The organism is Streptomyces roseochromogenus subsp. oscitans DS 12.976, assembly GCF_000497445.1.
Taxonomy (GTDB): domain Bacteria; phylum Actinomycetota; class Actinomycetes; order Streptomycetales; family Streptomycetaceae; genus Streptomyces; species Streptomyces oscitans.
On the sequence record NZ_CM002285.1, the window covers coordinates 3,273,272 to 3,295,553 of the forward strand.

Annotated in this window: 21 protein-coding genes and 1 pseudogene; 9 read left to right on the top strand and 13 right to left on the bottom strand. The window is 68.5% G+C overall.

Annotated elements, in window-relative coordinates:
- The 5 genes and pseudogenes from M878_RS63830 to M878_RS63845 form a co-directional block, all read right to left on the bottom strand.
- Positions 1–819 (bottom strand): annotated as a pseudogene (locus M878_RS63830) (hypothetical protein); the annotation flags it as partial.
- Between the two features lie 159 nt (positions 820–978).
- A complete protein-coding gene (locus M878_RS63835; protein ID WP_023546982.1) occupies positions 979–1,395 on the bottom strand; it encodes a DUF6113 family protein in 417 nt (138 codons plus the stop codon).
- Complete coding sequence (mshB, locus tag M878_RS63840) at positions 1,392–2,330, bottom strand: N-acetyl-1-D-myo-inositol-2-amino-2-deoxy-alpha-D-glucopyranoside deacetylase (RefSeq protein ID WP_023546983.1); 939 nt, start codon at positions 2,328–2,330, stop codon at positions 1,392–1,394. Before mshB ends, M878_RS63835 begins: the two co-directional genes overlap by 4 nt.
- Positions 2,331–2,447: 117 nt before the next feature.
- On the bottom strand, positions 2,448–3,341 hold the full coding sequence (locus tag M878_RS47850; RefSeq protein ID WP_078630283.1) for a protein kinase domain-containing protein: 894 nt from the start codon (positions 3,339–3,341) through the stop codon (positions 2,448–2,450).
- 147 nt (positions 3,342–3,488) lie between these two features.
- Complete coding sequence (locus M878_RS63845) at positions 3,489–3,683, bottom strand: hypothetical protein (protein WP_023546985.1); 195 nt, start codon at positions 3,681–3,683, stop codon at positions 3,489–3,491.
- A gap of 164 nt (positions 3,684–3,847) precedes the next feature.
- Between M878_RS63845 and M878_RS63850 the strand changes: the two genes are divergently transcribed.
- Complete coding sequence (locus M878_RS63850) at positions 3,848–5,974, top strand: S9 family peptidase (protein ID WP_023546986.1); 2,127 nt, start codon at positions 3,848–3,850, stop codon at positions 5,972–5,974.
- A gap of 142 nt (positions 5,975–6,116) precedes the next feature.
- Here M878_RS63850 and M878_RS63855 read toward each other — a convergent pair whose 3' ends face one another.
- The 5 genes from M878_RS63855 to M878_RS63875 form a co-directional block, all read right to left on the bottom strand.
- A complete protein-coding gene (locus M878_RS63855) occupies positions 6,117–7,163 on the bottom strand; it encodes an ABC transporter ATP-binding protein (RefSeq protein WP_023546987.1) in 1,047 nt (348 codons plus the stop codon).
- Positions 7,156–8,130, bottom strand: coding sequence for an ABC transporter ATP-binding protein (locus M878_RS63860; RefSeq protein ID WP_023546988.1), 975 nt, complete (start codon positions 8,128–8,130; stop codon positions 7,156–7,158). Before M878_RS63860 ends, M878_RS63855 begins: the two co-directional genes overlap by 8 nt.
- A gap of 124 nt (positions 8,131–8,254) precedes the next feature.
- Positions 8,255–9,235 (bottom strand): ABC transporter permease, encoded by a 981-nt coding sequence (locus M878_RS63865; protein WP_023546989.1) that lies wholly within the window; start codon positions 9,233–9,235, stop codon positions 8,255–8,257.
- A complete protein-coding gene (locus M878_RS63870; protein ID WP_023546990.1) occupies positions 9,228–10,148 on the bottom strand; it encodes an ABC transporter permease in 921 nt (306 codons plus the stop codon). The genes M878_RS63865 and M878_RS63870 overlap by 8 nt, the downstream gene beginning before the upstream one ends.
- A gap of 6 nt (positions 10,149–10,154) precedes the next feature.
- The gene (locus tag M878_RS63875) at positions 10,155–11,774 is read right to left on the bottom strand and encodes a peptide ABC transporter substrate-binding protein (protein ID WP_031224925.1); all 1,620 of its coding nucleotides are present in this window, start codon (positions 11,772–11,774) and stop codon (positions 10,155–10,157) included.
- A gap of 490 nt (positions 11,775–12,264) precedes the next feature.
- Between M878_RS63875 and M878_RS63880 the strand changes: the two genes are divergently transcribed.
- From M878_RS63880 to M878_RS63900, 5 genes are all read left to right on the top strand, one after another.
- Positions 12,265–13,296, top strand: a complete 1,032-nt coding sequence (locus M878_RS63880) for an ABC transporter permease (protein ID WP_031224926.1) — start codon at positions 12,265–12,267, stop codon at positions 13,294–13,296.
- Positions 13,297–13,376: 80 nt separating this feature from the next.
- A complete protein-coding gene (locus tag M878_RS63885) occupies positions 13,377–15,164 on the top strand; it encodes an ABC transporter substrate-binding protein (protein ID WP_023546993.1) in 1,788 nt (595 codons plus the stop codon).
- 97 nt (positions 15,165–15,261) lie between these two features.
- A complete protein-coding gene (locus M878_RS63890; protein ID WP_023546994.1) occupies positions 15,262–16,245 on the top strand; it encodes an ABC transporter permease in 984 nt (327 codons plus the stop codon).
- Between the two features lie 11 nt (positions 16,246–16,256).
- Positions 16,257–17,282 (top strand): ABC transporter ATP-binding protein, encoded by a 1,026-nt coding sequence (locus M878_RS63895; RefSeq protein WP_023546995.1) that lies wholly within the window; start codon positions 16,257–16,259, stop codon positions 17,280–17,282.
- Between the two features lie 26 nt (positions 17,283–17,308).
- On the top strand, positions 17,309–18,352 hold the full coding sequence (locus tag M878_RS63900; protein ID WP_023546996.1) for an ABC transporter ATP-binding protein: 1,044 nt from the start codon (positions 17,309–17,311) through the stop codon (positions 18,350–18,352).
- Positions 18,353–18,495: 143 nt separating this feature from the next.
- Here M878_RS63900 and M878_RS63905 read toward each other — a convergent pair whose 3' ends face one another.
- From M878_RS63905 to M878_RS63915, 3 genes are read right to left on the bottom strand one after another with little or no spacing between them, the layout of a single operon-like run.
- Complete coding sequence (locus M878_RS63905; RefSeq protein ID WP_031224927.1) at positions 18,496–18,753, bottom strand: hypothetical protein; 258 nt, start codon at positions 18,751–18,753, stop codon at positions 18,496–18,498.
- Between the two features lie 2 nt (positions 18,754–18,755).
- The gene (locus M878_RS63910) at positions 18,756–19,712 is read right to left on the bottom strand and encodes a hypothetical protein (RefSeq protein WP_023546998.1); all 957 of its coding nucleotides are present in this window, start codon (positions 19,710–19,712) and stop codon (positions 18,756–18,758) included.
- A gap of 32 nt (positions 19,713–19,744) precedes the next feature.
- Positions 19,745–20,161 carry an ATP-binding protein gene (locus M878_RS63915; protein ID WP_023546999.1) on the bottom strand — a complete coding sequence of 139 codons (417 nt, stop codon included), beginning with the start codon at positions 20,159–20,161 and terminating at the stop codon, positions 19,745–19,747.
- A 225-nt stretch (positions 20,162–20,386) separates the two neighbouring features.
- Between M878_RS63915 and M878_RS63920 the strand changes: the two genes are divergently transcribed.
- The 3 genes from M878_RS63920 (at position 20,387) to M878_RS63925 (ending at position 22,218) form a co-directional block, all read left to right on the top strand.
- On the top strand, positions 20,387–21,205 hold the full coding sequence (locus M878_RS63920; RefSeq protein WP_425347896.1) for a helix-turn-helix domain-containing protein: 819 nt from the start codon (positions 20,387–20,389) through the stop codon (positions 21,203–21,205).
- A gap of 2 nt (positions 21,206–21,207) precedes the next feature.
- Positions 21,208–21,381, top strand: a complete 174-nt coding sequence (locus M878_RS94230; protein WP_342452719.1) for a DUF397 domain-containing protein — start codon at positions 21,208–21,210, stop codon at positions 21,379–21,381.
- Positions 21,382–21,471: 90 nt separating this feature from the next.
- Positions 21,472–22,218, top strand: a complete 747-nt coding sequence (locus M878_RS63925) for a class I SAM-dependent methyltransferase (protein WP_023547001.1) — start codon at positions 21,472–21,474, stop codon at positions 22,216–22,218.
- Positions 22,219–22,282 lie beyond the last annotated feature (64 nt).

Genomic DNA, 22,282 nt, shown 5'->3' on the forward strand with positions numbered 1-22,282 from the left:
CCCGGCGTTCTCCGAGAAGTACGGCAGGTCGTCACGGCTGCGTTCGCCGCCGGACGCGCCGGGGCGGGAGCCGCCGCCCAGCGGGCCCCCGGCCAGTGCCTCGGTCACGTCGAAGGAGCCGGTGCCGCCGCCGTGCCCGGGGGCGACCGGGCCGCCGGTGGCGCCGGGCAGGCCCTTGCCGTTCGTGGTGCCCGAGCGGGAGGCGCCCGGGACGCTCATGGAGCCGACCACACCGCCGGGACGGCCACCGCCGGAGCGTGCGCCGGTGCCACCGGAGGCACCGGATGCTCCCGGACCACCCGTACGGGTGCCCGGCACACCGGCGGCGGGGGTGGAACCGCTGGCACTGCCGGAACCGCCGGAGCCGCCAGGGGCACCGGAACCGCTGGGCGTTCCCGCCGCGTTCGTGCCACCGCCGCCCGGACCGCCCTTGCCGCCGCCGGACTTGCGGGGCGCGAACCAGTCGCTGGTCTTCTCCTCGGCCTGGGCCGCGGGCTCGGCGGGCGCCTCCGCGGTGGCCGTACGGTCGGGCGCGGGCCGCGTGTCGGCGGCGGGCGCCTCGTCCCGGGCACCGTCGGAGTCCCCGACGGGCTTGCGCACGACGACCGGCGGGATGGGCCGGGATCCGGGAATGTTGATCCGGATCCGGGTCGTCAGCGTGGTCTCGGTCTTCTTCTCCTCCGGCCGCGTGGCCGAACGGCCCGCGTCCGTACCGTCATCGGAAGCCATGGGGGTCCCGTACGGCGGCGTGCCGGAGGGGTATGCGGCTCCGCCGCGCCCGTTGGGCCCGGAGGACGGAGTGTCAGTTTCACGACTCAAGGCAGGTTCTCCCAGTTGGCTCCACCGCCCGTTACGACCTGACTGCTCGGGCGGCTCGGCGGCGCGCACCACCATACTGGCCACTTCTGGCGCTTATCCCAGGACCGCTGAGGAAACCCACACCGGACTCGCACGCACGCCGCACCGCGAAGTGGTACGTCACTTCCCAAGTCGGGCAAGGCCGTCACGAGGTTGCCGCCCGGCACCGACGGTGGCGCAGATCACAGCGAGCGCCATACCGCCGAGCAGGAAGAGATAGGAGCTGCCTCCGGCGGCGAACAGGAAGTCGCCTTCGGGGCGCGCGGTGGTGAGCAGGATGACGGCGACGATCCAGCCCACCACGGGTGCGACCGCCCCGCCCCGGCCGCCGGTGGTGTACGACCCGCCGAGGAACAGCCCGGCCGCGCCCGCGAGGGCGAGTAGCAGCCCGCCGGGGAACCAGGCGGCCTGGACCAGGGTCCCGGCGAGACCGACGACGGCACCGAGCAGGAAGAGTCCGACATAAGCGACAACCCGTGCAGCCGAGGGCCGTTGCAGCGGCTGGGCGAGCGGCGAGCCCGGTCCGGTGTTGCTCATGAGGTCTCCTCGATGCCGATGCCGGTGCCGACGCCAGGGCCTGAACCGACGCGGAGTCCGTGCCCGTGTCCGTGCCCGTGCTCGTGCCCGAGGCCGACTCCGGCGAACAGGTCGGTCTCCCCGGGCTCGGCCGTGCCCCGTACCAACTCGTAGTACTCGGTGGTGAACAGCGGCTGGGCCAGTTCGTTGGAGAGCGCGAAGTACGGCTCGGCCACGTCGATCTGGGTGGCGTGGGCGCGCATCGCGGCGGCCTTGGCGGCGGCGAAGGCGGCGCCGTCGACAGCCGTGGTGATCCGCTCGTCGTCCACCACGCCGGGTACGTCGGCCACGGACGCGCTCTTGTCGAACGGCAGCCCGGGCAGCTCGTCCTGGAGGCGGGCGAAGGAGTCCTCGGCGACGGAGCGCGGGACGCGGTTCCAGTAGACCTTGTCGATCCGGTGCCCGTGCCGGTCCGCCAGTTCGACGGCGCGCATGGCGACGCGGTGGGCCTGGATGTGGTCCGGGTGGCCGTAGCCCCCCTGGTCGTCGTAGGTGACGAGGACCTGGGGGCGGACCTCCAGGATCACCTCGACGAGATGGCCGGCGGCCTGGTCCACATCGGCCTGCCAGAAGCACCCGGGGTCGTCATTGTCCGGAATGCCCATCATCCCGGAGTCGCCGTACCGACCGGCCCCGCCGAGCAGCCGGGCGTCACTCACGCCCAGCGCGCGCACGGCCTCGGCCAGCTCGCCGCGCCGGTGGGCGCCCAGCGCGGGCCCCGTCAGATGCCGCAGCCCGGGCGGGATGACCTCGCCCCGCTCGCCGAGCGTGCAGGTGACCAGGGTCACGTGCGCGCCCTCGGCCGCATACCTGGCCATCGTGGCGCCGTTGTTGATCGACTCGTCGTCCGGGTGGGCGTGCACCAGCAGCAGACGCCGATCGGGCAGTTCCGTCATGGGACCCACCCTACGAGGCCGCTCCGCCCTCTCCGCCACGGCTCGCGTCCTCGCGGCGCGGCACATCGGTTCGGACCAGCGGCCCGGCGAGCAGGGCAGCGAGCCGGACACCGACGGTCACGTACCAGAGGTGGCGGGGGTGGACCACGGCCGAGAACAGCGCCGAGCTGATCGCTTCGCCCAGGTGCTGGGCCGTGACGAGGGCTGCCGGGGACCCGCCGGAGTGCCGGGGGCGTCGGTGTCGGTGTCGAGGGAGAAAACCGGCATGAAGGCGATGCCGAGTCCGAAGCCGATGACGGACATGACGGGCAGCTCGGTCACGGAGCCTCCGTCCGACACCCCGCCGGCCAAGCGCCGGTGCCCGGCCGGTTCCGTCGTCGTGCGCTCGGCCGCCGCCTGGCGAGGGGTGAGCCGCTCGGCCGGGGCCTTGTGCGAACAGGCCCGGACGAGGTCGAGCCGCGACTCGGGCACGCCGGTCAGGTCCGCCTCGTCCTCGGCGACCCGGAAGAGATGGGCGTTCAAGCCGGTCTCCGCGGAGCCGAAGAGAAGACGTCCGGTGGCCGCGTGGACAAGAGCGACGCCGAGGCAGAACACATCGCTGGCGGGCGTGAGTTCAAAGCCTCTGACCTGTTCCGGCGGCATGAAGCCGGGCGAGCCGATCAGCATGCCGGTGCGGGTGTGCAGACTGTTCCCGGTGAGCCTGTCCATCGCCCGGGCGATGCCGAAGTCGATGACGCGGGGGCCGTCGGCGGCGACGAGGACGTTGGACGGTCTGAGGCCACGGCGGATCAGGCCGGCCCCGTGCACGGCCTGCGAGGCGAGGGCGAGCCGGTTGGCGAGCGAGTGGGCCGATGCTCGGGCAGTGGCCCGAAGTCCCTGGCGACCACGGAGTGCGGAGTGCGGATCGGGTCCGGGAATGTACCGGGTCGCCAACCAGGGGACGGCGGCCTCCGGGTCGGCGTCGAGCACGGCCGCCGGCCAACTCCCGCCCACCCGCCGGGCTGCGGCCACTTCCCGGGCGAACCGCCTGCGGTACTCGTCCTCCGCGGCACTCGGCCTCTTCGGGTCGGGTCACCGGCGAGGAGCTGGTCCAGCGTTGGAAGGTGGTGCAACTGACCCACCGGGCGCGAGGGCTCCTCCGAACTTGGCCCCGCCGGCTCAGAACTTGATGCTGCCGATCATGCTCGCGACATTCGTCGTGAGTTGACTGATCGTGGGCGCGATGGTCGAGGAGGCGAGATAGAAGCCGAGCAGGATGCAGATGACGGCATGACCGCCCTTCAGTCCCGACTTCTTGATCAACAGGAAGACGATGATCGCCAGCAGCACCACCGCCGAAATCGAGAGTGCCACGGCGGCTCACCTCCAAAGATCGCCAGATCTAGATCAGTAGAGCAAATCCATGCAGACGCCAGCAGGTTCATACCCACACAGCGGTAGTGATCATAACTATCCGTGCTCGCGCATCGCGCGGCGCACGGCCGCACAAGGGGGCGCATGGCCAATATGGTCGGGGTATGACGACCGAGTCTGACTCCTTCCCCCGCCGGCACGCCAGGACCCAGCGATTCACGCTCGGCGCGCCGCGTGCGTTCACCGTGGCGCCCGACGGTTCGCGTGTCGCGTACCTGCGCTCCGCCTCCGGCACCGACCGCGCCAACTCCCTCTGGATCATGGACCTCCCGGAGGGCACGGAACGCCCGGCGGCCGATCCGGGCACCCTGCTCGGCGGCGCCTCCGAAGAACTCTCGACCGAGGAGCGGGCGCGCCGTGAGCGCAGCCGGGAGGGGGGTGCCGGCATCGTCGGCTATGCCACCGACACCGCCCTGGAGTTGGCGTCTTTCGCCTTGTCAGGGCGGCTTTTCACGGCCGAGCTGCGGGCCGGCACGACACGTGAACTCCGGGTCCCGGGACCGGTGATCGACCCGCGTCCCGCCCCCGACGGCCGGCACATCGCGTATGTCGCGCGGGGTGCGCTGCGGGTCGTGGGCGCCGAGGGCGAGGACGACCGGGCGCTCGCCGAGCCGGAGTCGGAGCAGATCACCTACGGCCTGGCCGAGTTCGTTGCGGCCGAGGAGATGGGGCGTGCGCGCGGTTTCTGGTGGGCGCCGGACGGGCGCCGGCTGCTCGTGGCGCGCGTGGACGACACGCCGGTACGGCGGTGGTGGATCGCGGACCCGGCCCACCCGGAGCGTGAGCCACTCAACATCGCGTACCCGGCGGCGGGCACACCGAACGCGGACGTACGGCTGTTCGTCGTCGGCCTCGACGGGGAGCGCAGCGAGGTGGCGTGGGACCGGTCCCGCTATCCGTATCTGGCCCATGTGCACTGGTCAGCGGCAGGTGCGCCGCTGTTGCTGGTGCAGGCGCGGGACCAGCGCAGCCAGCTGTTCCTGGCGGTGGACCCGGAGACGGGGGCCACCCGGATGGTGCACGCGGATGAAGATCCAGGTTGGCTTGAATTGTTCGCTGGAGTGCCCTGCTGGAGCCCCTCAGGGCAGCTTGTCCGCATCGCGGACGAGGGCGGCGCCCGAGTGCTGGCGGTCGGCGAACGGCCTTTGACCAGCGGCCAGTTGCACCTGCGTGCCGTCCTGGACGTGGGTCCGGAGGACGTACTGGTTTCCGCCTCTGCGGGCGAGGAGGCCCAGGAGCCGGAGATTGGCGAAGTCCATGTGTACCGGGTGAACGAACTGGGCGTGGAGCGCGTATCGCAGGAGCCGGGCGTGCACACGGCGGTACGGGCCGGCGGTGTGACGGTCCTCGTGTCCGCGACACCGGACCGCCCGGGCACCCGGGCCCAGGTGCTGAGTGACGGAAAACCGACGGCAACTGTCCGGTCGTACGCCGAAGATCCCGGTTTGTCCCCGCGGGTGACCCTCACCCAAGGGGGCGCACGCCGAATTCCGTGCGCCGTGCTTATGCCACGGGACTACCACGGTGACACTCCCCTGCCCGTCCTCATGGACCCCTACGGCGGCCCGCACGGCCAGCGCGTGCTCGCCGCGCACAACCCCCACCTCACCTCGCAGTGGTTCGCCGACCAGGGTTTCGCGGTGATCGTGGCCGACGGCCGGGGCACGCCGGGGCGCTCGCCGGCCTGGGAGAAGTCGATCCGGGACGAGGTGGCCGCCACCGTACTGCAGGACCAGGTGGACGCGCTGCACGCGCTCGCCGAACAGTTCCCGCTGGACCTCGGCCGGGTGGCGATCCGCGGCTGGTCCTTCGGCGGCTATCTGGCGGCGCTGGCGGCGCTGCGCCGCCCGGACGTCTTCCACACGGCGGTCGTCGGCGCCCCGGTCACCGATCTGCGGCTGTACGACACCCACTACCAGGAGCGCTATCTCGGCCTCCCGGACCAGCAGCCGGAGGTCTACCGCCGCAACTCGGTGATCGACGACGCCGGCCTGGTCGACCCGGCGGAGCCGCACCGCCCGATGATGATCATCCACGGGCTGGCGGACGACAACGTCGTCGTCGCGCACTCCCTGCGGCTGTCCTCCGCACTGCTCGCCGCGGGCCGCCCGCACGAGGTGCTGCCGCTGTCCGGGGTGACGCACATGACCCCGCAGGAGACCGTCGCGGAGAACCTGCTGCGGCTGCAGCTTGACTTCCTGCGGCGTTCACTGCCAGGCGGGGACAAATGAGCATCAACTGCGTTAACACGCAGGCAACTTCGCCGAAGCGGTACCGATATACGGACGCGGGAGGCTGATCAGCGTACGGCCGTGCGGGTGCCGTGAACGGGCCGGGACGCGCCATGTCGTCCCGGCCCGTTGCCGTACGCTCCTACTCCCCCTGCGTCTCCCCCTCCGCCCGGACCACCTGCTTCTCCTCGGCGAAGTGGCAGGCCGAGTCATGGGCCGCGGGCCCCGACATGCCCCGGAACACGTCCGGGACCGCCAGGGCCGGGACCTCCACGACACACCGCTCCTGCGCCTTCCAGCAGCGGGTGCGGAAGCGGCAGCCGGAGGGGATGTTTGTCGGGGACGGCACGTCCCCGGTGAGGATGATCCGCTCGCGGTGTTCGCGCGCCTCGGGGTCCGGGACCGGGACCGCGGAGAGCAGCGCCTGGGTGTAGGGGTGGGTGGGGTGGTCGTAGATCTCGGGCTCCCGGCCGATCTCCACGATCCGGCCCAGGTACATCACCCCCACCCGGTCGGAGATGTGCCGGACGATGGACAGGTCGTGCGCGATGAAGACGTAGGACAGGTCGAACTCCGACTGCAGCCGGTCCAGGAGGTTGATGACCTGGGCCTGGACCGAGACGTCGAGGGCGGACACGGGTTCGTCGGCGACGATGATCGCGGGACGGAGGGCCAACCCGCGTGCAATTCCGATGCGTTGGCGCTGGCCGCCGGAGAACTGGTGCGGGTAGCGGTTGACGTACTCCGGGTTGAGGCCGACCACGTCCAGCAGCTCCTGGACCCTGCGGCGGCGGTCGCCCTTGGGCGCGACCTCGGGGTGGATGTCATACGGCTCCCCGATGATGTCGCCGACCGTCATCCGGGGGTTGAGGGAGGTGTACGGGTCCTGGAAGACCATCTGGATGTCGCGGCGTACGGCCTTCAGCGCACGGCCGGACAGCTTGGTGATGTCCTCGCCCTTGAATCTGATGGAGCCGGCCGTCGGGCGCTCCAGGCTGCAGAGCATCTTGGCGACCGTCGACTTGCCGCAGCCCGACTCGCCGACGATGCCTAGGGTTTCGCCCTTGCCGAGCGTGAAGTCGACGCCGTCGACGGCCTTCACCGCGCCGATCTGCTTCTTGAACAGGATGCCCCGGGTCAGCGGATAGTGCTTGACGAGCCCGGTCACTTCGAGGATCGGCTCAGCCATTCAGGCACTCCCTCCAGAAATGGCAGGCGCTGCCGCGCACGTCGGAGACCTCGTACAGCGGGGGTTCGTCGGTGCGGCAGACGTCCTGGGCCATCGGGCAGCGCGGGTGGAAGGAGCAGCCGGGCGGGATGTCCATCAGGTTCGGCGGCAGGCCCTTGATGGCGTACAGCTCCTGTCCCTTCTGGTCCAGGCGCGGGATGGAGTCCAGCAGGCCGCGGGTGTAGGGGTGGGCGGGCGCCTTGTAGATGTCACGCACGGGCGCCGACTCGACGATCTTCCCGGCGTACATCACGGCGATCCGGTCGGCCACGTCCGCCACGACGCCCAGATCATGGGTGATGAGGATCAGCCCCATGTGGTACTCGCGCTGCAACTCCGCGAGCAGGTCCATGACCTGGGCCTGCACGGTGACGTCCAGCGCGGTGGTGGGCTCGTCGGCGATGATGAGCGCCGGTTCCAGGGCCAGCGCCATGGCGATCATGATGCGCTGGCGCATACCGCCGGAGAACTGGTGCGGATAGTCACGCACCCGCTGGGCGGCAGCCGGGATGCGCACCCGCTCCATCAGCTCGACGGCCTTGGCCCGCGCGTCCCTCGCCGACATCCCGCGGTGCACGACGAACATCTCGCCCAGCTGATCCCCCACAGAGATGACGGGGTTGAGAGCCGACAGGGCGTCCTGGAAGATCATCGCCATCCCGGCGCCCCGGATCTTCCGCCGCTCCTCTTCCCTCAGCTTCAGCAGATCCTGCCCCTGGAAGAGAATCTGTCCGCCGGTGATCCTGCCCGGCGGCATGTCGAGAATCCCCATCACGGCCTGCGCGGTGACGGACTTGCCCGACCCCGACTCCCCCAGCACGGCAAGCGTCTCCCCCGCATCGACCTCGTAACTCACCCCGTTGACGGCATGCGCGACCCCGTCCTGGGTCCGGAACTCCACCTGCAGCTCCCGCACTTCGAGCAGCACGAGCCCATCACCTCACCCTCGGACCGAAGCCACCTCGGCCCCGCGCCGACGGCATGCCGGAAGCAGACCGGCGACGGGCAGCGCACTCCCCAGGCACACCTGGTGTTTCCTCCAGCACGCCCCATCACCTCAACTTCGGATCGAGAGCGTCGCGGATCGCGTCGCCGAGCATGATGAAGGCCAGCACCGTGACGGCCAGGGCGCCCGAGGGCCACAGGAGGGCGTGGGGGGCGTTGCGGACGTAGGGGGACGCGGCGGAGATGTCGATGCCCCAGGAGACGCTGGGCGGTTTGAGGCCGACGCCGAGATACGACAAGGTCGCCTCCAGCGCGATGTACGTGCCCAGCGCGATGGTCGCCACCACGATCACGGGCGCTACGGCGTTCGGGGCGATGTGGCGCAGCAGGATGCGGGAGTCGGAGGCGCCGAGGGCGCGGGCGGCCTGGACGTAGTCGTTCTGTTTGGCGGTGATGACCGAGCCGCGCGCGATACGCGAGATCTGCGGCCAGCCGAGCAGCACCATGAACCCGATGACCGGCCAGACGGTGTTGCTCGTCACCACCGACAGCAGGACGAGACCGCCGAGGACCACCGGGATCGCGAAGAAGATGTCGGTGACCCGGGACAGGATCGAGTCCCAGACGCCGCCGAAGTAGCCCGCCAGGGCCCCCAGTACCGACCCGGCGACGGCCACCCCGAGCGTCGCCAGCACGCCGACCGTGACGGACGTACGGGCGCCGTACACCGTGCGCGTGTAGACGTTGCAGCCCTGACCGTCGTAGCCGAAGGGCGCGCCTGGGCCCGCGCCGTCCTGGGCCTTGGCGAGGTCGCACTTCAGAGGGCTGCCGGAGGCGATCGCCGAGGGCCACAGGGAGATGAGGACGAGGAAGAGGATGACCAGCCCGGAGACGAGGAACACCGGGTTGCGCCGCAGGTCCCGCCACGCGTCCGACCAGAGGCTGCGAGGCTTGGCTGCCGGGCCCGTGCCCCGCGGTCCACCAGGAGTGCGCTCCAGGGTCGCCGCCTCGCTCGCGCCCAGGTCCATCGCCCCTCCCATACCGGTCCCGGCGATCGCCCCCTCGGGCTCGTGCGGCTGCTCAGGCATAGCGGATCCTCGGGTCGAGTACGGCGTACAGGAGATCGACGAGGAGGTTGGCGACGAGGAAGACAAGGACGAGGACGGTCACGAAGCCGACGACCGTCTGGGTGTTCTGGCGCAGGATGCCCTGATAGAGCTGGAAGCCCACGCCGTGGATGTTGAAGATCCGCTCGGTGACGATCGCACCGCCCATCAGCGCGCCGATGTCGGCGCCGATGAACGTGACCACGGGGATCAGCGAGTTGCGCAGCAGGTGCCGGACGATCACCCGGTGCCGGGGCAGGCCCTTGGCGACCGCCGTACGTACGTAGTCGGACCGCTTGTTCTCCGCGATGGAGGTACGGGTGAGCCGGGTGACATAGGCGAGGGAGACGGAGGCGAGGACCAGGCCGGGCACGATCAGCTCGTCGAAACTGCCGTAGCGGACGGACGGGCTGATCCACTGCCACTTGATGCCGAGCAGCAGTTGGAGCAGCAGACCGGTGACGAAGGTGGGCACGGAGATCACCACCAGGGTGCCCAGCAGCACCCCGGTGTCGACGGGCCGGCCGCGCCTGAGGCCCGTCAGCACGCCCAGCGTCACGCCGATGAGGATCTCGAAGAGGATGGCGACGACCGTGAGCCGGATGGTGACGGGGAACGCCGATCCCATCAGCTCGGTGACCTTCTGACCGTTGAAGGCGGTGCCGAAGTCACCGGTGAAGAGGTTGCCCATATAGGTCGCGTACTGCTGCCAGAGCGGCTTGTCCAAGCCGAACTCCCGCTTCAGCTGGGCGGCCGTCGCCGGATCGCAGGCCCGCTCGCCGCACAGGCCGGCGATGGGGTCGCCCATCACGTTCACCATCAGGAAGATCAGCAGGGTCGACCCGATGAACACCGGGACCATCTGGAGCAGTCGCCGCGCGACATAGCGTCCCATGGCCGCTCAGCCGACCTTGATCTCGTTGTAGACGGGGACGCTGAAGGGGTTGAGCGCGACATGGGACAGCCGGGCGGAGTAGCCGGCGCTGCCGTTCTGGTACCAGAGCGGGATGGCCGCCATGTTGTCGCGGACGACCCCCTCGGCCTGCTGGAAGAGTCGGACGGCGGCGGCCCGGTCGGTCTCGGCGTTGGCCCGGTCGACGAGCCGGTCGAACTGCTTGTTCGACCACAGGCCGTCGTTGGAGGAGGCGCCCGTGTAGTACAGCGGCTGCAGGAAGTTCTGGATCAACGGGTAGTCCATCTGCCAGCCGGCCCGGAAGGGACCGGACATCTTGTGCCCCGTGGTCTGGTTGCGGAAGTCGGCGAAGGTGCCGATCGGGTTGCCGACGCAGGCCTGGTCGTTGTCGAGCGCGTTGTTGATGGAGTTGCACACGGCATCCACCCACTGTTTGTGCGAGCCCGTGTCCGCGTTGTAGGTGATCTTGAGCCGCCCGCCGGGGATCCCGCCGCCCTCCTGGATCAGCTTCCTGGCCTCGGCGGGGTCGTAGTCACAGGCGTGGCCGCACAGTCCGGCCTGGTAGCCGCCGGCCGCGCCGAGCACCGGGGAGGTCCAGTCGGTGGCCGGGGTGCGGGTGCCCCGGAAGATGGTCTGGGTGATCTGTTTGCGGTTGATCGCCATGGACAGACCCGTGCGGACCATGCGCGCCCCGGGGGTGTTCCACTTCGGGTCGTAATACGGGAAGGCCAGGGTCTGCAGGATGCCGGCCGGGGTGTTGATGTAGCGGCCGTTCAGGTCGGTGTGGACGTTCTTGAGCTGGGTGGCGGGCACGTCGTCGACGAGGTCGAGGTTGCCGGCCAGCACATCGGTGTAGGCGGTGTTGTTGTCGGTGTACACCAGCAGGGTCACGCCGGCGTTCCGGGCCGGGTCGGGGCCGGGGTAGGCGTCCCACTTCTTCAGGGACATGGCGGAGCCCTTGGTGTACGACGCGATCTGGTAGGGCCCGTTGCCGATCGGCTTGTTCACCCAGGCGGCGTGGTCGGCGTAGAAGGCGCGCGGGAGGGGTGCGTAGGCGGCGTAGCCGAGGGTGTCGGGGAAGCTGGAGAACTTCTGGTTGAGCCGGACGGTGAACGTCCTGGGGCCGGTGACCTTGAGCCCGGACAGGGTGCCGGCGGTCTGCGGGCCGCTGTCGGGGTGGACCTTGTCGTAGCCCTCGATGTAGCCGAAGAAGTACGCGTTCTTCTGGTTGTGCTTCAGACTGGCCCCGTAGTTCCAGGCGTCCACGAAGGAGCGGGCGGTCACCTTCTCGCCGTTGGAGAAGGTCCAGCCGCCCTTCAGCTTGATGGTGAAGTTCCGCGAGTCCGGGGTGTCGATGCGCTCGGCGAGCATGTTCCGGGCCTTGCCGGTCCTCGGGTCGTACTTCTTCAGGCCCCGGAAGACCATGTCGAGGACCTTGCCGCCCTGGACCTCATTGGTGTTGGCGGGCTCCAGCGGGTTCTGCGGATCGCCCCAGGAGGAGGTCAGCACCCCGGCCCCGCCGAAGCCCTGACCGCCCCCGCAGGCGGTGGCCAGCAGCCCAGCGGCGATCACGCAGGCGGCCCATCGGGCGTGCGCGCGTCCCCGCATGGCTGCCTCCTCCGCGATCACAGAACCGATACCGGTCAATATCGACTCATGTGCCGCGTATTGCATGCCCGCCGACCGATTGAGCGGCCTTTAGAGGGACACGTCATCCGAATGCAGGCATCCGGCCGAGGCGAAGGCGGACGGCCGGGCGGGGGTCACTCAGACGATCTTCCGCGTGCCGCGCAACAGATCTTCGTGTAACGATGCCGAAACGTTGGATTGCGACGTGCCGATGTACGCATTTCGGCATACCACCGTCCGCATATCGAACTCATTGCCCGATTGGTCCAGTTGGTCCAATGTGAAGCACGGATTGATTACAGCGCGCTACCCGCGTAGCTACGGAACAGTCAACGCCGAGTAAAGAAGGTAAATAGGCAACCAAGGGGACCGAGAATTTATTGACCTTGAATGAATTGCGTTGAAAAAGTCCGGCGTAGCCCGTAGGGGAGCGCCCTGCGGAGCCTTGACCCACAAGGCACGGAGCATCATGACCACCCCCGCATCCCCTTCCCCGGCCGCCGCACTCGAGGTGACCGACGAAGACAGCGCCGCATCGGCGAAGCCCGGCACCCCCAAGGGCACCGAGAGCCGCTCTCCGGGACGGCTGGCCTGGACCCGCTTCAAGCGGGACCGGACGGGCGTCATTTCCGGCTTTGTGGTGATCTTCTTCTTCGTCATCGGCATCTTTGCGCCGCTCATTGCCAAGGTGTACGGGAAGGATCCGTACACCACGTACGGCCAGAACGACCCCACCCTGCTGAACGACTTCGGCTTCCCGGCGAAGCCCAACGGGGGCATTGGCGGCGACTTCTGGTTCGGCATCGACCCCCAGCTCGGCCGGGACGTCTTCACGTTCCTGCTCTACGGCATCCGAAACTCGCTGCTGATCGCGACGGCGACGACCCTGCTGGTGGCATTCTTCGGTGTGGTCATCGGCATCACCGCCGGCTACCTCGGCGGCAGGACGGACTACTTCGTCGGCCGGATCATCGACATCCTGCTGGCCTTCCCGCAGATGCTGTTCTTCATCGGCTTCTTCCCGGTGCTGCTCACCATCCTGGTCGCGCCCGACGAGGCGACCCCGGTCTGGCTCACCGTCACGTCACTGATCCTCATCATGACAGTGTTCGGCTGGGCGCCCATCGCCCGACTGCTGCGCGGTGAGGTACTCGCCCTGCGCGAGCGGGAGTTCGTCGAGGCCTCCAAGGTCACCGGCGCGTCACCGGCCCGGATCATCTTCAAGGAGCTGCTGCCCAACCTGTGGACCCCGATCCTCATCCAGGCCACCCTGGCGCTGCCCATGTACGTGACGACCGAGGCCGGTCTGGCCTTCGTGGGCGTCGGCCTCTCCGACCCCACCCCCGACTGGGGCGTCATGGTCCAGAACGCCTCGAAGTACTACCAGGACGACATCACGTACATGCTCTTCCCGGGCCTGTCGATGGTGATCTTCGTGATCGCCTTCAACCTCCTCGGCGACTCGGTGCGTGACGCGCTGGACCCCAAGGCCGGGCGCTGACCCTCCCGTTCCACCTTCCGGCCCGGGCGACGGGGCCCGCCGGAGCAGCCCGTATCTCTCCTCGACAAGAGCAGGAAGCCATGTCCCTTTCCCGCAGAAACTTCGTCATCGCCACGTCGGTCGCGGCCGGCGGCTCCATGGTCCTCTCCGCGTGCAGCAGCGGCGGAGGTGGCGGGAACAGCGGCAACTCCTCCCACGCCGGCACGGACAAATACACCGGTTCTGTGGTCGTCGGCACCAAGGAGGACTCGACCGGTCCCGCCCCCGAGATCCCGGGTGCGCGCAAGGGCGGCAACATCATCGGCCTCAGCAAGGACGACTTCTCCCACCTGGACCCGCAGCGGATCTACTTCGCGTGGAACTCCACCATCGCGAACCTCTACGTCCGTACCCTGACCGGCTACAAGATCGCCTCCGACGGCTCCATGAAGCTGGTGGGTGACCTCGCGACCGACGCCGGCACCGTGTCCGACGGCGGCAAGACCTGGACCTTCACCCTGAAGGACGGTCTGAAGTGGGATGACGGCAGTGAGCTGACCGTCGAGGACGTCCGCCACGGCATCGAGCGCGGCTTCGCCAGCTTCACCACCGAGGGTGCGCAGTACGTCCAGACCGCGCTCGTCGGCTCCACCGACTTCCGGTCCAAGTACAAGGGCCCGTTCAGCGGCCAGCACCTGGACTCCATCGTCACCGACGACAAGACGAAGACCATCACGCTGAAGCTGAAGGTCCAGCGTCCGGACCTCAACTTCACGCTGGCGATGCACTCCTACGGCGCCGTTCCGGTCAGCCACGACACCAAGGACAAGTACGACAAGGACCCGGTCTCCGCCGGCCCGTACAAGATCGCCCAGCACTCCGTCGACAAGTCCCTGAAGCTGGTGCGCAACCCTCACTGGGACCCGGCGACGGACGCGATCCGCAACGCCTACCCGGACAGCTTCACCTTCCAGTTCGGCTACGAGGCCCTGGCGGCCACCGACCGGCTGATCGCGGAGAGCGGCGACGACCAGTACGCGGTCATGGCTTACAGCGGTGTCCCGGCCGAGCGTATGCAGAAGGTCCTCGGTGACCCCCAGCTGAAGGCGCGGACCATCAACGGCCTGCTCACCGGCCTGTACTACTACGCCATCAACTGCAAGCGGATCACCGACCCGAAGGTGCGTCAGGCCCTCAACTACGCCTGGCCGCTGGAGCAGATCCGCCGCATCTACGGCGGTCCGTCCGCCGGTGACTACGCGACCTCCGTCATCAGCCCCGACATCCTCGGCTACGAGCACCAGGACGTCTACGGCAAGCTGAAGAAGCCGCAGGGCGACCCGGAGAAGGCCAAGGCGCTGCTGAAGGAGGCCGGCAAGGTCGGTCAGAAGATCGTCTACACCTACCCCAAGGGCGGCAACGACGCCTACGAGAAGACCGCGGTCGTCATCACCAACGCCCTGAAGGCGGCGGGCTTCGACCCGGTCGTCAAGCCGGTGGACTCCACCAGCTACTACGACCAGGCCCAGCAGATCAACAACAGCTTCGACGTGATGTGGTTCGGCTGGTCCCCGGACTGGCCGACCGGTTACACCGTCATGCAGCCGCTGTTCGACGGCGCCACCATCGCCAACGGCTCCAACAACGTCTCGCAGCTGAATGTCGGCTGGGTCAACGACGCGATCAAGAAGAACGCGGTCATCGCCGACCCGAAGAAGGCCGGCGAGGCCTGGGAGGCGCTGGACAAGAAGATCATGACGGAGCTGGCGCCGATCATCCCCGAAACCTTCCAGCGCCGGTTCTACCTGCACGGCTCGAAGGTCGGCGGTGCGCTGTTCGACCCGCAGTTCTCGGCGTTCATCATGTACAAGCTGTACGTGAAGGCCTGACGCCCAAGCCAGTCCAGGGGCGGGGGCACCGCTCACCGGTGCCCCCGCCCACTCCCCTCCGCCCCCACCACGGCGTCGCCCAGGGAATCCCATCGCCATGTTCCGCTTCCTCGTCCGCCGGACAATCGGCGCAGCGGTGATCCTGCTGATCATCAGTGCCATCACCTTCTTCCTCTTCTACGTCGCTCCGCGTGACCCAGCCCGGGTCGCCTGCGGCAAGGTCTGCACGCCTCAGACTCTGGCGCTGGTCAAGCACAACCTGGGGATCGACGATCCGCTGCCGGTGCAGTACTGGCACTGGCTCGAAGGCGTCTTCGCGGGCCGCGACTACGCGTCGTTCGGGCACTGCAACGCGCCCTGCCTCGGCTACTCGTTCATCAACCGTGAGCCGGTCACGGGCATCATCCTGGACCGCTTCCCGACCACGATCTCCCTGGCTCTGGGCAGCGCGGTCGTCTTCTTCGTCTTCGGTGTCGGCACCGGCATGATCGCCGCCGTCAAGCAGGGCAAGGCGCTGGACAAGATCGCCTCCTCGGCCTCGCTGATCGGTTCGTCGCTGCAGATCTACATCGTCGGCATCGTCGCGATGTTCTACCTCTCCGACGAGTGGGGCATCCTGCCCCGCCCGAACGACAACTCCGGTTTCACAGACAATCCCGGAGCCTGGTTCGGAGGCTTTCTGCTGCCGTGGTTCGTGCTGGCGATCATCTTCACCGCCAACTACACCCGTATGACCCGCTCCCAGCTGGTCGAGACGCTGAGCGAGGACTACGTCCGCACCGCCCGCGCCAAGGGCCTCGCTTCGCGCACCGTGTTCTTCCGGTTCGCCTGGCGCGGCGCGATGGGCCCGATCGTGACGATCCTCGGCCTGGACCTCGGCACGCTGCTCGGCGGCGCGGTCATCACAGAGGCGACGTTCGGCCTGCACGGCCTTGGCGCCGTCTCGGTGAAGGCCGTCAAGGACAACGACCTGCCGATGCTGCTCGGTGTGACGCTGGTGGCCGCCGCCGCGATCGTCGTGTTCAACATCGTCGTCGACGCCGTCTACGCCCTCATCGACCCGCGCGTCCGCCTCGCCTAAGGAGAGACAAGATGAGCACCCCCTTCCTCTCCGTCAGCGACCTGCGCGTCCACTTCTCCACCGAGGACGGCATCGTCAAGGCCGTCGACGGGCTCTCCTTCGACCTGGAGAAGGGCAAGACGCTCGGCATCGTCGGCGAGTCCGGATCCGGCAAGTCGGTGACCAACCTCGCGATCCTGGGCCTGCACAACCGTGAGCGCACCACCCTGGACGGCGAGATCCTGCTCGACGGCCAGGAGCTGCTGACCGCGTCCGAACGGACGCTGGAGAAGCTGCGCGGCAACAAGATGTCGATGATCTTCCAGGACGCGCTGGCCTCCCTGTCGCCGTACCACAAGGTCGGCGTCCAGATCGCCGAGACGTACCGCAAGCACACCGGCTGCTCCAAGAAGGAAGCCCGGGCCCGCGCGATCGAGATGCTGCGCCGCGTCGGCATCCCTCAGCCCGACACCCGGGTGGACGACTACCCGCACCAGTTCTCCGGCGGTATGCGCCAGCGCGCGATGATCGCCATGGCGCTGGTCTGCGACCCCGAGCTGCTGATCGCCGACGAGCCGACCACGGCCCTCGACGTGACGGTCCAAGCCCAGATCATGGACCTCCTGAAGGACCTCCAGCAGGAGTTCGGCACCGCCATCATCTTCATCACGCACGACCTCGGCGTCATCGCCGACATCGCGGACGACGTCCTGGTGATGTACGGCGGCCGGTGCGTGGAGCGCGGCACCAAGAAGCAGGTGCTGAGCACCCCGGACCACCCCTACACACTGGGCCTGCTGAACTCCATGCCCAGCCTGGACGGCCCGGTCGACGTGCCGCTCTCCCCCATCCCCGGCTCCCCGCCCTCCCTCCTCAACCCGCCGTCCGGCTGCCGCTTCCACCCGCGCTGCTCCTTCGCCGAGAAGGTCGCCGACGGACTGTGCTCGGCCGAGCGCCCGGCGCTGGAGGTGGCCGAGGGCCGAGGCTCTGCCTGCCACCTCACCCCCGACCAGAAGCGGGAACTCTTCGCCGACATCGCCGGAACCCGGCACAACTGACGGACACCAGACGGGACTTCACGACCATGAGCAACACGAACCCCCTCCTGGACGTCTCCGGGCTCACGAAGCACTTCCCGATCAAGGGCGGCTTCCCGATCCGCCGGACGGTCGGCGCGGTGCAGGCGGTGGACGGCCTGGACTTCCAGGTCGCCGAGGGCGAGAGCCTGGGCCTCGTAGGCGAGTCGGGCTGCGGCAAGTCCACCACGGGCCGCCTGATCACCCGCCTCCTGGAGCCTACCGGCGGCAAGATCACCTACCGCGGCCAGGACATCACGCACGCGGACCGCAAGCAGCTGGCGCCGATCCGCTCCGAGATCCAGATGATCTTCCAGGACCCGTACGCCTCGCTGAACCCGCGGCAGACGGTAGGCAAGATCATCTCGGGCCCGATGGAGATCAACGGGATCGAACCGGCCGGCGGCCGCGAGAAGCGAGTCCGCGAGCTCCTGGAGATCGTCGGCCTGAACCCGGAGCACTTCAACCGCTTCCCGCACGAGTTCTCCGGCGGCCAGCGCCAACGCATCGGCGTGGCAAGGGCGTTGGCCCTGGAACCGAAGCTGATCGTGGCGGACGAACCGGTCTCCGCGCTCGACGTCTCGATCCAGGCCCAGGTCGTGAACCTCCTCCAGAAGGTCCAGCAGGAACTCGGCATCGCGTTCGTCTTCATCGCCCACGACCTGGCGATCGTCCGCCACTTCTCGCAGCGCGTGGCCGTGATGTACCTGGGCAAGATAGTGGAGATCGCCGACCGCGAGGACCTGTACGACAACCCGCGCCACCCCTACACCCGGGCCCTGCTCTCCGCCGTGCCCGAGGCGACGGTGGACGCGGAGCCGCGCGAGCGCATCCGCCTGGTCGGCGACGTCCCGTCCCCGATCAACCCGCCCTCCGGCTGCCGCTTCCGCACCCGCTGCTGGAAGGCCACGGAGAAGTGCGCGACGGAGGCACCGCCGCTGGTCCAGGTGGAGGGCAACAAGCCCGGCCACCTCACGGCGTGCCACTACCCCGAGACGGCGGACGCGGTCCCGTCCCCCCGCCTCGCCAAGGACCCCGAGGCAGCGGCCTGACACACCCCTTTTCCGTCAGCCGCCCCTCGCGGAACGGACTTTCACCGGCCCATTGACCCGAGCCCTGATCGTCCGCTTCCAGGGAACGAAGGCCCGCGTCTTCCCGGACGCGGGCCTTCGGCACACTCAAGGGACGGGGCTGCTCACTCCGTGCCGAACAACTCCGCCGGGTCTGTGGCGTGTACGGCGCGCTGGGCCCAGACCTCCAGCTGGCCGAGGTCCGTACAGGCGGTAACTCGCTCGCGGGTCCCATCTGCCACCGGGATTCCCCGCCATTCCAGGATGCGCGGGATCATCTCCCTACGAACCTCGATACGGCCCTCTTCCCTGCCTTGTTCCCTGCCTTCCGCGCGCACCTGCTCCGCCAGGGGGTGTCGCCAGAAGTACTGGATCGCCATCATCGTCACTCCGCGTCGAACAACTCCGCAGCGTCCGTGGCGTGTACGGCTCGCTGGGCCCAGATCTCTAGCTGGTCGAGGTCCGTGCACGCCGCCACTCGCTTGCGGTCGGCGTCAAGCACCGGGATGCGGCGCCATTCCAGAATGTGGAGCACCATCTCGGCCTTGGCCTCGGCCCGGCCCTGCTCCCGGCCTTGTTCCCGACCTTCCTCCCGACCCAGCTCGAAACCCTGTTCGAGACCTTGTTCCAGGCCCTGATCTCGACCTTCCTGCCGCACCTGCTCAGCAAGTTCGTGTCGCCAGAAGTACTGGATCGCGGTCATCAGGTCTCTCCACATCTGCTTCGCCTGGGGGTCGGCCAGGCAGGAGTCGACAAACTGCACGAAGACTGCGGCGCTATCAGGGTCGATGGTCCGCAGGGCGGCGGCCAGGGATTCCAGTATGGCCGGAGCCTGCGGCCCACGCCCGTGTGTCATGGCCGAGAGCACCGCAAGAGGTACGTCCTTCTCGGCCTGCCGCTCGTCCGCGATCACCGGCACGTTGTCCGGCCCCAGCACGAGAGGCCGTACGATCAGCGAGGGCCGCCCCCGGAACCCGAACTGGATCGGACGCGACGCCCATCGCGCCGTACCACTGCTCTGAGTGATGACGATCAGCACCGGCTCACAGCGGTACCTCTCGTACAGGTAGGACAGGTAGTACGGCCAGCTGCCCCGTTTCCGCTCGTCCTTCTTCCCCTGCGACTCCACCACGAGCAGGTACGTGCCCTCGTCCGTCTCCGCCCGCAGCAAGGTGTCCACCCGGCGCTCGACCGGTTCGATCTCGGTGAGGTCCACGTTCAGCGCGGCGATCTCTCTCGGTTCGGGGAAGGGCACGTGCAGGACCTTCTGTAACGCCTTCGTCAGCAGTGTCGGATCCTTCTGGAAGATCCGGTGCAGCGCCTCATGCGACGAGCCGACCATAAGCTCTCCTTTCCATCGCGGTGATCAACGAGCTACGCCGCCGCAAGTTCGCACCACACGAACTTCCCCCGATCCCCGAACCGTGCCGTCGGCTGCCACCCCCAGTGCTCCGCGCAGGCCATCACCAGCCCCAGGCCCCGCCCGTCCTCCAGCTCCAGCTCCGCCACCTGCTCCAGCGGACGCGGCGGGTCCGGCGGAGCGGGGTCGGTGTCCCAGGCCCCGATCCACACCATCCCCTCCGGGGTACGGCGCACCCTCAGCGCAGCCGGCCCCTTGGTGTGCCGCACGGCATTCGACACCAGCTCCGCAGCCAGCAGCTCCGCCGTGTCCACCAGGACGATCAAGCCGTGCAGGGTGAGGATCAGGCGCAGGGTGCGGCGGCATACCGTCACCGCTCTGAAGTCGTTGGGGATGTAGAGCGTGTAGTCCCAGGTCTCGTTTTCGGGCATGCGTCATCAACTCCGTTCAGTGGCTGGGGATTTGGCGCACGGTGGCATCGCCGCATCTTCCGCGGTGCACTTCCGCTGCGTATGCGTCGCATCACTGACGGTATTTCCTAAACTTAGGATGGCGCAAGCCGTTGCCGTATTCTGAGCCCCGAACGAGCTACACCCACAGGGCAGTTGCGACAGGAGGTAACGGTGCCGCCGAAAAGGCAGCTCACAGTCCGCAGGGTGCGGCTGGGCACCGAACTGCGCAGACTGCGCGAGGCGACAGGCATGAAGTCTCGCGAAGCAGCGGAGTTGCTCGGAGTCGACTCTGTGCAGATCAGCCAGATCGAGTCCGGTGTCGCCGGCGTGAGCGCCGAACGCGTACGACGCCTGGCGGCCCACTACGCCTGTACGGACGAGGCCTTGATCGACGCGCTCGTGACCATGGCGACCGACCGGACCCGTGGCTGGTGGGACGAGTACCGAGATCAGCTGCCCGCGCCGTTCATGGACCTACCCGAGCTGGAGCATCACGCCCGCTTCCGCTGGGATGTGGAGTTCCTGCATGTCCCGGGCCTCCTTCAGACCGCGGAGTACGCTCGGCTTCTCTTCTCGTACGTGAACCCGGAGTTCCCGCCGAGCGATGTCGAGCAGCGGGTCGATCACCGGATGAAGCGCAGGGTCATCATCGAGCGCCCGGACCCGGTCCCGTACGAGGCCCTGATCCACGAGGCGGCACTGCGCATCAGGGTCGGCGACCGATCCACAGCCCGGACTCAGCTCGCCCGCGTCCTGGAAATCTCCGAAGCCGATCACGTCACCGTACGCGTCATCCCCTTCGACCTGGACGGCTTCGGCGGGGCCGGGAGTGCGATGGTGTATGCGGGCGGCCCCGTCCCCACGTTGGACACCGTCGTCCGCGACGGCCCCGGCGGTCCGGTCTACATCGATACCGAAGCCCAGCTCAACCGATATCGAACGCGATTCCGTAGGGTACAGACAGTGTCACTGGACCCGGACCATTCGCGGGACTTCATCCACCGGCTAGCGAAGGAGCTGTGAGCATGCTGACCCCCCACTCCTGGCAGAAGTCCTCCTTCTCCGGTGGCGACGAGGGCGACGCCTGCGTCGAAGTCTCAGACCTGGACTCCCACATAGCCATCCGCGACTCAAAGACCCCAGACAGAGCCACCCTCACCTTCCCCCCACCGCCTTCACCCCCTTCATCCAAGCCCTGAAGCACAGCCGCCCCACCGAGAGTTGAGAGACCCTCAAGAATTGCACCGGAACCTGACACACCGTTCAGCAACGTGTGTCAGACTGCCGCGGTGGTAGATCATTCGTTCACCGATCTCACGCTGGCCGCGCTCTACGACACCCTCAACCCTTGGGGACCGGGTGACGACTTCTACCTCGGTCTGGTCAGGGAGGCCCGCTCGGTGCTGGACATCGGATGCGGCACCGGGCGACTGCTGCGGCGGGCCCGGACCGAGGGCCACCGGGGTCGGCTGATGGGCCTCGATCCGGCCGCCGCCATGCTCGTACAGGCACGGCAGGCTCAGCCGGACGGCGTCGAGTGGGTGCTCGGAGACACCCGGGTGCGCCGATGGGACGGTGAGTTCGACCTCGTCGTCATGACCGGCCACGCGTTCCAGGAACTGGTCGGGGACGAGGAGATCCGCTCCTGTCTGCGCGCGGTTCGGGCAGCTCTCGGCGCCAACGGCCGGTTCGTCTTCGAGACCCGCAACCCGGCCGCCCGCGCCTGGGAGCGGTGGACGCCGGACCGGGTGTACGACATCACCGACGCCGACGGCACCCCTGTGCGGGTCCGGCACGAGGTTCAGGGCGACGGGCTCAGCGGGGGGAGGGTGCGGTTCACGGAGACGTACGAGGGTGACGGCTGGGATGCACCCCGGATCAGCCCCAGCGTGCTGCGTTTTCTCGACAACGACGCGCTGCGGGACTTCCTCTCCGACGCCGGCCTGAACGTCGTGGCGCAGTACGGAGACTGGCAGCGCGGGCCGCTCACCCCCGCCAGCCCCGAGATCGTCACCGTGGCTGAAAGGGCACTCTAGCGCGGGGCTGCCAAGTCCCGGATAACGGAGGCTTGTTGACCTCACCGTGAGTCGGGAGACGGTA